This is a genomic window from Mesorhizobium sp. M2A.F.Ca.ET.039.01.1.1 (assembly GCF_003998035.1).
In the GTDB taxonomy this organism is placed as follows: Bacteria; Pseudomonadota; Alphaproteobacteria; order Rhizobiales; family Rhizobiaceae; genus Mesorhizobium.
Genome location: NZ_RZRY01000207.1, coordinates 1 through 9307 on the forward strand (window position 1 = coordinate 1; position 9307 = coordinate 9307).

At 63.8% G+C, this 9307-nt stretch carries 9 protein-coding genes; all 9 read left to right on the forward strand.

Annotated elements, in window-relative coordinates:
* Nucleotides 1-595 (forward strand): chorismate-binding protein (locus EOA24_RS17165; RefSeq protein ID WP_189353978.1); only part of this gene is annotated, 595 nt, incomplete at its 5' end.
* The gene (locus EOA24_RS17170) at nucleotides 544-1206 is read left to right on the forward strand and encodes an aminotransferase class IV family protein (protein WP_126081474.1); all 663 of its coding nucleotides are present in this window, start codon (nucleotides 544-546) and stop codon (nucleotides 1204-1206) included. The genes EOA24_RS17165 and EOA24_RS17170, both read left to right, overlap by 52 nt.
* A gap of 39 nt (nucleotides 1207-1245) precedes the next feature.
* The gene (locus EOA24_RS17175) at nucleotides 1246-2175 is read left to right on the forward strand and encodes a DUF3445 domain-containing protein (protein WP_126081473.1); all 930 of its coding nucleotides are present in this window, start codon (nucleotides 1246-1248) and stop codon (nucleotides 2173-2175) included.
* Between the two features lie 132 nt (nucleotides 2176-2307).
* Nucleotides 2308-3753, forward strand: coding sequence for a homospermidine synthase (locus EOA24_RS17180; RefSeq protein ID WP_126081472.1), 1446 nt, complete (start codon nucleotides 2308-2310; stop codon nucleotides 3751-3753).
* A gap of 87 nt (nucleotides 3754-3840) precedes the next feature.
* Nucleotides 3841-4215: a hypothetical protein gene (locus EOA24_RS17185; RefSeq protein ID WP_126081471.1), complete on the forward strand. Its 375-nt coding sequence runs from the start codon at nucleotides 3841-3843 to the stop codon at nucleotides 4213-4215.
* A 190-nt stretch (nucleotides 4216-4405) separates the two neighbouring features.
* Complete coding sequence (locus EOA24_RS17190) at nucleotides 4406-6460, forward strand: bifunctional UDP-sugar hydrolase/5'-nucleotidase (RefSeq protein WP_126081470.1); 2055 nt, start codon at nucleotides 4406-4408, stop codon at nucleotides 6458-6460.
* Nucleotides 6461-6603: 143 nt separating this feature from the next.
* Nucleotides 6604-7668: a ferrochelatase gene (gene hemH, locus EOA24_RS17195; protein ID WP_126081469.1), complete on the forward strand. Its 1065-nt coding sequence runs from the start codon at nucleotides 6604-6606 to the stop codon at nucleotides 7666-7668.
* Between the two features lie 242 nt (nucleotides 7669-7910).
* Nucleotides 7911-8861: an SPFH domain-containing protein gene (locus tag EOA24_RS17200; RefSeq protein WP_126081468.1), complete on the forward strand. Its 951-nt coding sequence runs from the start codon at nucleotides 7911-7913 to the stop codon at nucleotides 8859-8861.
* Nucleotides 8862-8887: 26 nt separating this feature from the next.
* A partial coding sequence (locus EOA24_RS17205; RefSeq protein ID WP_133374534.1) for an NfeD family protein occupies nucleotides 8888-9307 on the forward strand: 420 nt, incomplete at its 3' end.

The following is a 9307-nucleotide window of genomic DNA, read 5'->3' on the forward strand; positions in this document are numbered from 1 at the left end:
CTTCCGGATCGACGCCGACGGCATGATCGAGACGCATCCGATGAAGGGCACCGCGCCGCGCGGCGCGACCAAGGCCGAGGATGCCCGGCTGAAAGCCTTCCTGCGCAACGACGAGAAGAACCAGGCCGAGAACCGGATGATCGTCGATTTGCTGCGCAACGACATCTCGCTGATCAGCGAGGTCGGCACACTGGAGGTGCCGGAACTGTTCCGCATCGAGACCTATCCGACGGTGCACCAGATGGTGAGCCGTGTGCGGGCGAAGCTGCTGCCCGATATCGGCATCCGCCAGGTCTTCGCCGCGCTGTTTCCTTGCGGCTCGATCACCGGCGCGCCGAAAATCCGCGCCATGGAAATCCTGCACGAGCTGGAAGACGCGCCGCGCGACGTCTATTGCGGCGCCATCGGCTGGATCGCGCCGGCCGGCAGGATGCGTTTTTCGGTGGCGATCCGCACCATCTCGCTCTTTGCCGACGGCGAGGCCGTCTACAATGTCGGCGGCGGCGTCGTCTTCGATTCCACAGCCGAGGAGGAGTATCGGGAGTGTCTGTTGAAAGCGCGCTTCGCGACGGGAACGGTGCCGGCTTCGAGCTGATCGAGACCATGCGCTGGGAGCCGGGTTCAGGCTTCCTGCGCTTCGAGCGCCATCTCGCCAGGCTTTATGCGTCCGCCGCCGAGCTCGGCTTCGCCTGCGATCCCGAACGGATCGGCGAAGTGCTGTCGAACACCGTCAACGGACACGGGATTGCCTTGCGCGTGCGCCTTGCCTTGCGGCGCAATGGCGAAGCGACGGCTGCCGCTCAAGCCTATGAACCGCTGCCCGTGGACAAGGTCTGGCGGCTGCAGTTGGCGCGGATCCGTCTCGATTCCACCAACACGATGCTGCGCCACAAGACCAGCCTGCGTCAGGTCTACACGCATGCCCGCGCGGAATATCTCGCCACGCGCGCCGACGAAGTGCTTTTAGCCAACGAGCGCGGCGAGATCTGTGAGGGCACGATCACCAATCTCTTCGCCGATTTGGGCAACGGTCCGCTCGCCACGCCCCGCCTCGACTGCGGCCTTTTGCCTGGAATATTGCGCGGCGAGCTTCTGGACGAAGGCCGCGCCGTGGAAGCGATCTACAGCTTCGACGACCTGAAGGCGGCGAAGGCGATCTTCGTCGGCAACTCGCTGCGCGGACTGATCCCGGCGCGGCTTGGCTGACCACGCTGGAGACACAAACTGGATAACACCCAAACAGGCATCCGCCACCCGACCCATACACCCTATGACGGGTCCTCGAAGCTCTTCAGCATCGGGCTGAAGCCGCTCGACTTCGACCGCTGGATCGAGGTCGACGAGTTCCTGCTGCCCCATCTCGCCGAAAAGCAGCGGCTCTACGCGGAAATTCCGGAAAGGGTCTTTGTCGAGGAAGACTGCACCCGTGACGCTCAGCGCGAAGTGCTCGACCTGCTCGTCGCCCATCTCGAAGCCGCGCATCCCGTAACCCACCACCGCAACGGAGCCGACGTCGAGCCGGTCGGGTTCGAGGGTATGACCGACCGGCTGCCTCCTGCCTTGCGCGAGGCACCGCTGGCAAGGGCCTCGCTGCTTGTCCAGGAAGACCTGATCCTGATGCGCCGCGACGAACGCGGCTGGCGGTTGGCTGCCGGCTCGCTATGCTTCCCTTCATCGTGGTCGCTGCGGGAAAAATTCGGCAAGCCGCTGCAGGAGATCCACGAACCGGTGCCCGGCTTCGGACCAGGCACTCGGCCGGCTGAGCTCATCAACCGCATGTTCGACGGCCTGCAGGGCCAGGCGGTCGAGCGCTTCAACTGGTCGATCCAGGCCGATGACAGGCTCTACCATCCGCTTTCCAATGTCGAGCGCATCGACCGCGCCACGAACCGCCCGAGCCGCTTTCCGGACGGCGACGTCAACGCCCACGCCTTCATCCGCGTCGAACGCCAGACGCTGCGCAAGCTTCCAGTGTCGCGCGACATCCTCTTCACCATCCGCATCCACCTCGATCCGCTCAAGCTGCTCGCTGACCATCCGGACCGGGCGACATTGGCGGCCTCCTTCGCGGAGCAGCTCCTGGCCCTCGACCAGCAACAGCTCGACTACAAGGGCCTGACTGCCGACCGCGACCGGCTGGTTGCACTCCTCGGCCGCATGGCCGGATCGGCTTAACCACACGCCCAGAACGGCCTAGCCGGCGGTTGGCGCTTTTCGCTGGTTTATGACAATGATCTGTGGTGTAGCGCTTGGCCGTCGGGCCAAAGGCGCCCGGTTTTGCGCGTGTTTGAAGGAGTGTGCGAAAAAATGGCGAATGAAAACTGGCCCGTTTACGGTGAAATCACCGGTCCCGTCGTGATGATCGGCTTCGGCTCGATCGGGCGGGGAACGCTGCCGCTGATCGAACGCCATTTCAAGTTCGACAAGTCGCGCATGACGGTCATCGACCCTCTCGACACCGACCGCAAGCTGCTTGACGAGCGCGGCATCGCCTTCATGCAGGACGCTGTGACCGAGAAGAATTACAAGAAGCTGCTGACGCCGCTTCTGACCAATGGCGGCGGCCAGGGCTTTTGCGTCAACCTGTCGGTCGACACCGGTTCGGTCGACCTGATGAAATTGTGCCGCAAGCTCGGCGTGCTTTACATCGACACCGTCGTCGAGCCGTGGCTGGGCTTCTATTTCGACGCCGAGGCCGACAATGCCAGCCGCACCAACTACGCGCTGCGCGAGGCGATGATCAAGGAAAAGCAGGACAAGCCCGGCGGCCCGACGGCGGTCTCCACCTGCGGCGCCAATCCCGGCATGGTCTCGTGGTTCGTCAAGAAGGCGCTGGTCAACCTCGCCACCGATCTCGGGCTCGAGTTTTCGGAGCCCGCCCAGGAAGATCGCGAGGGCTGGGCCAGGCTGATGAAGAAGGCCGGCGTCAAGGGTATCCACATCGCCGAGCGCGACACCCAGCGCACCAAGAAGCCAAAGCCGATGAACGTGTTCTGGAACACCTGGTCGGTCGAAGGCTTCATCTCGGAGGGCCTGCAGCCGGCCGAGCTCGGCTGGGGCACGCATGAAAACTGGATGCCGAAGAATGGCAAGAAGCACAAGCACGGCTCCAAGGCGGCGATCTATCTGGAGCAGCCCGGCGCCAACACGCGCGTTCGCAGCTGGTGCCCGACGCCGGGCGCGCAATACGGCCTGCTGGTGACCCATAACGAGTCGATCTCGATCGCCGACTTCTTCACCGTGCGCTCGAAGAAGGGCAAGGTCCAATACCGTCCGACCTGCCATTACGCCTATCATCCCTGCAACGACGCCTTGCTGTCGCTGGACGAGATGTTCGGCGCCGCCGGCAAGCCGCAGCCGGTCCACCACGTGCTGGACGAGAACGAGCTGGTCGACGGCGTCGACGAGCTCGGCGTGCTGCTCTACGGCCACGACAAGAACGCCTACTGGTACGGTTCGCAGTTGTCGCTGGCCGAGGCGCGCAAGCTCGCCCCTTACCAGAACGCCACCGGCCTGCAGGTCACCTCGGCGGTGCTCGCCGGCATGGTCTGGGCGCTTGAGAACCCGGCGGCCGGCATCGTGGAAGCCGACGAGATGGACTACCGGCGCTGCCTCGAAGTGCAGTCGCCTTATCTCGAGCCGGTCAGGGGCTACTATACCGACTGGACTCCTCTGGACAACCGCCCGGGCCTCTTCCCGGAGGACCTGGACAAGGACGACCCGTGGCAGTTCCGCAACATTCTGGTCCGATAGAGCCGGGACTGACCAGTGGCAGCGCCTTGCAATCGCCCGGAAATCGGGCGATTGAGAGGGTGCGGACTGAGGAGAGGATTTTCAAGAATGACCATTGCGCGCAAACTGCTTTCGGCAGGCGCCGCGGCAAGCCTGCTGGCTGCGGCCGCCTGCACCACCACCGGCCCATCGGAACCACCGGGCGCAGCTGCGCCGAAGGGCGTCGAGGGCAACTGGATCGACGCCAAGGGCACCGGCCTGTCGACCTTCGCGGCTGGCAGCTTCACCACCGTTGCCACTGACACCGGCCAGAAGCTGTCGGAAGGCAGCTACACCTTGACCGGACCGACCTCGGTCGAGATCCACGGCACCTCGCTGATCCGCCAGACGCCGGTCAGCTTCAACTGCCTGATGGTCTCGATCAGCCAGCTCAACTGCACCAGCGCCAGCGGCCAGAATTTCGTGCTGACGCGCCGGGCCTGAGGCTCGCAGACATCCATCCAAAAAGGACGGCGGCGCAAACCGCCGTCCTTTTTTGTGCCGGCAAACATCTCCCCGATTTGTGCTTGCATCGGCCGGGACCCGATGTGAACATGACCCGAGGCTGACTGTTATTTTCCAGTCAAGCGAAGGCGTTAAGCACTGTCGAAGTCAGCTTATCCGGGAGACGAAGATGAAGAAGATTGCCGCCATCCTAGCCCTTTCCGCTTCGACGCTTGGCCTGTCGGCCGGCGTGTCCTTTGCCGACTACACGCTGAACATCCTGCATTTCAACGACTGGCACAGCCGCATCGAAGGCAACAACAAATACGAGTCGACCTGTTCCGCCGAAGAGGAGACCAAGGGCGAATGCATCGGCGGCGCCGGCCGGCTGATCACCGCGATCGCTGGGGAGCGCAAGAAGCTCGAAGGGCAGAACGTGCTGCTGCTCAATGCCGGCGACAGCTTCCAGGGCTCGCTCTTCTACACCACTTACAAGGGTGCAGTAGAGGAGGAGTTCCTCAACCAGATCAAGCCCGACGCGGTGACGCTCGGCAACCACGAATTCGACGACGGCGAGACAGCACTGGTGCCTTACCTCGACAAGGCTAAGTTTCCGATCGTCAGCGCGAATGTCATGCCCAACGACAAGTCCGGCGCGTCGGGCAAGATCAAGTCCTCGATCGTCGTCGAGGTCGGCGGCCAGAAGATCGGCATCATCGGCGCCGTCACCAACGACACGCCGGAACTCGCCTCGCCCGGCCCGAACATCGCCATCGCCGATGACGTCAAATCGATCACGGCCGACGTCGAGAAGCTCAAGGCGCAAGGCATCAACAAGATCATCGCGGTCACCCACATCGGCTACAGGCGAGAACGCGACGTGATCGCCAAGATCCCGGGGATCGACGTGGTGGTCGGCGGCCACAGCCACACGCTCCTGTCCAACACCGACCCGAAGGCCGAAGGCCCCTACCCGACCATGGTCGATAACCCGGACGGTTCCAAGGTGCCGGTGGTGCAGGCGGCGTCCTATTCGAAATATCTCGGCGAGTTCAAGGTCGTGTTCGACGACAACGGCGTGGTCAAGGAAGCCAGCGGCGCCCCGATCTATCTCGACAAGTCGATCACGCCCGATCCCACTGTCCTTGCCCGCATCAAGGAGCTCGGCGCGCCGATCGAGGCGCTGAAGAACAAGGAAGTGGCCGAGACCACCAAGGCGATCGATGGCAGCCGCGAGAATTGCCGCGCGCGCGAATGCGAGATGGGCAATCTCGTCTCCGACGCCATTCTCGACCGCACCAAGGGTCAGGGCGTCGAGATCGTCATCTCGAACGGCGGCGGCCTGCGCGCCTCGATCGACCAGGGCACGGTGACGATGGGCGAGGTGCTGACCGTGCTGCCGTTCCAGAACACGCTGGCGACCTTCAAGATTTCGGGCAAGGACCTGGTCGCGGGCCTCGAAAGCGGCCTCAGCCAGGTCGAGGACGGCGCCGGCCGCTTCCCGCAGGTCGCAGGGCTGAAATATTCCTTCGACAAGTCGGTCGCGCCCAATGCCGGCCGCGTCAAATCGGTCGAAGTGATGGAGAACGGCGCCTGGGCGCCGATCAATCCCGACAAGCAATATCTGGTCGCCACCAACAACTATGTCCGCCAGGGCGGCGACGGCTACAAGGTCTTCGCCGAGGGGGCCAAGGACGCCTATGACTACGGCCCCGGCCTGGAGCAGGTCGTGGCCGACTATCTCGGCGCGCATCGGCCCTACACGCCCAAGCTCGACGGCCGCATCACCGAGATCGCGGCGCCGACGGCGGCGGCTGAGCCGGCCAAGCCCGCGGAACCGCCTGCTGAAACCGCTCCGGCGAACGCCGAGCCTGCCATGCCGGCTATGCCTTCCGGCTCCAGCGACATTGCCGGCACACCTCCGGCCGTTCCGGCTGAAACCGCTCCGGCGGCTCCCGCCGAGACCGCGAAGCCGGCTGAGACGGCGCCGGCGGCGGAACCGGCAAAGCCTGCCGAGGCCGTCCCGGCATCGCCTGCTCCCGCCGCCGAGCCGGCCAAGCCCGCTGAAACCAAGCCGGCGGACACCAGCCATACCATCGCCGCCGGCGATACCTATTGGGACCTGGCCAGGAAAGCCTATGGCGACGCCACCAAGTGGAAGCTCATCTCCGAGGCCAACAAGGACTTCAAGCCGCGTCGCCTGCCGCTTGGCGCGACGCTGACCATTCCGCCGGCGGCGAAGTAAGCGGCAGCCCGGAATTCGTGGCACCCGCCCGGAAACGGGCGGGTGTTCCTTTTCCGGTGCCAAACACGGTAAGGTGCGGCCAGACGCAGCATTGAAAACCGGCAGGGCATCGCTAGTTTCCGCGGCGCTACCGGAGACCGTTGATGACGCTTGCCAGCCCCACCGATGTCAAGACCGCGAAGACCGCTGGTCCGCTGCCTGCCGGCCACCCGGCGGTGAAGCAGGGCAAGGTCGGCGTCATGCTGATCAATCTCGGCACACCCGACGGAATCGAATTCGCGCCGATGTGGCGGTATCTCAGGGAATTCCTCTCCGACCCGCGCGTCATCGAGCTCAACAAGGCGATCTGGTACCCGATCCTTTACGGCCTGGTTTTGACGACCCGGCCGAAAAAGTCCGGCGCCAACTATGCCCGAATCTGGAACCGGGAGAAGAACGAGTCGCCGCTGCGCACTTTCACCCGTTCCCAGGCAGAGAAGCTCGCCAGTGCCCTCGCCGATCAGTCGAACGTCGTGGTCGACTGGGCGATGCGCTACGGCAATCCTTCGACCGCAAGCATCGCGCAAAAACTGGTCGAGCAGGGCTGCGACCGTATCCTGTCCTTCCCGGTATATCCGCAATATTCGGCAACGACGACGGCGACCGCCAACGACCAGTTGTTCCGCGCGCTGATGAAGATCAGAAACGCGCCGGCGATCCGCAGCGTGCCGCCCTATTACGATGAACCGGTCTACATCGAGGCTCTCGCTCACTCGATCGAGCGGCATCTTGAGACGTTGGACTTCAAGCCCGAGGTCGTTATCGCGTCCTATCACGGCATCCCGAAGCCGTATTTCGAGAAGGGCGACCCCTACCATTGCCACTGTCTCAAGACGACGCGGCTGCTGCGGGAAAGGCTCGGCTGGGACGAGAAGAAGCTCATCACCACCTTCCAATCGCGTTTCGGCGCGCAGGAATGGCTGCAGCCCTACACCGATGTCACGGTCGAGAAACTGGCCAAGGACGGCGTGAAATCCATCGCCGTCGTCAATCCGGGCTTCTCCGTCGACTGCATCGAGACCCTGGACGAGATCGGCCGCGAGGCGGCCGAAACCTTCCATCACGCCGGCGGCAAGAACTTCGCCCATATCCCCTGCCTCAATGATAGCGCCGAGGGCATGGCGGTCATCGAGGCGCTGGTCCGGCGCGAGCTTTCCGGCTGGGTGTGACCGGCTTCACCGACAGACTCGAAACGGTGCGCAAAACCCGCCGCTAACCGATATCCGAGCATGATGCCGAAAAGTGTGAGCGGTTTTCGGATCACATCATGCTCTTTCTATTGACCCAGAGCCGGATGATTTCAGGTCGATCCGGCCTGAAATCATCCGGCTCTGGCGATCACCTGATTGTAACGTTGCGGAAACACACTTAAGTGATTCCGTGAGGTCGCCGCCTTTGAGGGAGAAGCGAAATGGGCTTTAGCGGTTTCGATATTGCCATCATTGTTCTTGTTTTCCTGGTCATCATTCTGCTTTTCAAGGGCATCAGGACGGTGCCGCAAGGCTACAACTACACGGTGGAGCGCTTCGGCCGTTACACCAAGACGCTGACACCCGGCCTCAACATCATCAACCCGATCTTCGAGCGCGTCGGCGCCAAGATGAACATGATGGAGCAGGTGCTCGACGTCCCGACGCAGGAGATCATCACCCGCGACAATGCCATCGTCGGGGTCGACGGCGTCGCCTTCTACCAGGTGCTGAACGCCGCCCAGGCGGCCTATCAGGTCGCAGGTCTCCAGAACGCCATCCTCAACCTCACCATGACCAACATCCGTACCGTCATGGGCTCGATGGACCTCGACGAATTGCTTTCCAATCGCGACGCGATCAACGAGCGCCTCCTGCGCGTCGTGGACGAGGCGGCGCATCCGTGGGGCATCAAGATCACCCGCGTCGAGATCAAGGACATCAACCCGCCAGCCAATCTCGTGGAATCGATGGGCCGCCAGATGATGGCCGAGCGCGACAAGCGCGCCCAGATCCTGGCCGCCGAAGGCCTCAAGCAATCGCAGATCCTTGAAGCCGAGGGCCGCAGGGAAGCCGCTTTTCGCGACGCCGAGGCGCGCGAGCGCTCGGCTGAGGCCGAAGCGAAGGCGACGCAGGTCGTGTCGGAAGCCATCGCCAAGGGCGATGTGCAGGCGATCAACTACTTCGTCGCGCAGAAATACACCGAGGCCTTGGCCAAGATCGGTTCGTCGAGCAACAACAAGATCGTGCTGATGCCGTTCGAGGCCTCGTCGCTGATCGGTTCGCTCGGCGGCATCGGCGAGATCGCCCGCGAAGTCTTCAAGGGCGATACCCCATCGGGCACGCCGCGCCAGGGTTCGCGCCCGCCGATCGTGCGGCAGACCGACGGCTGATCATCTAACTCTGTGGGAGACCGTCAATGATCGACCGCATCGTTTCGGAACTCGGCCCGTGGAACTGGATGGTTCTCGGCATCGTGCTCCTGGTGATGGAAGTCGTGGCGCCAGGCGTGTTCATGCTGTGGATCGGCATCGCGGCGCTGATCGTCGGCGCGGTGTCGCTGGCGATCTGGGACGCGGCGTTCTGGACCTGGCAGGTCCAGGTCCTGGCCTTCCTCGTGCTGGCCGTGATCTCCGCCTATGTCGGTCGGCAGATCGCCGTCAGCCGGCAAGGCAGCGTCGACCAGCCGCTGCTCAACCGCCGCGGCGCGCAGATGGTCGGCCGCACGGCAACGTTGGCCGAGCCGGATGCGGCCGCGGCCGTTCTTGATCGGCTCGGCGACACGCTGTGGCGCGTCTCCGGTCCCGACCTGCCGGTCGGCGCGCAGGTGCGCGTGACC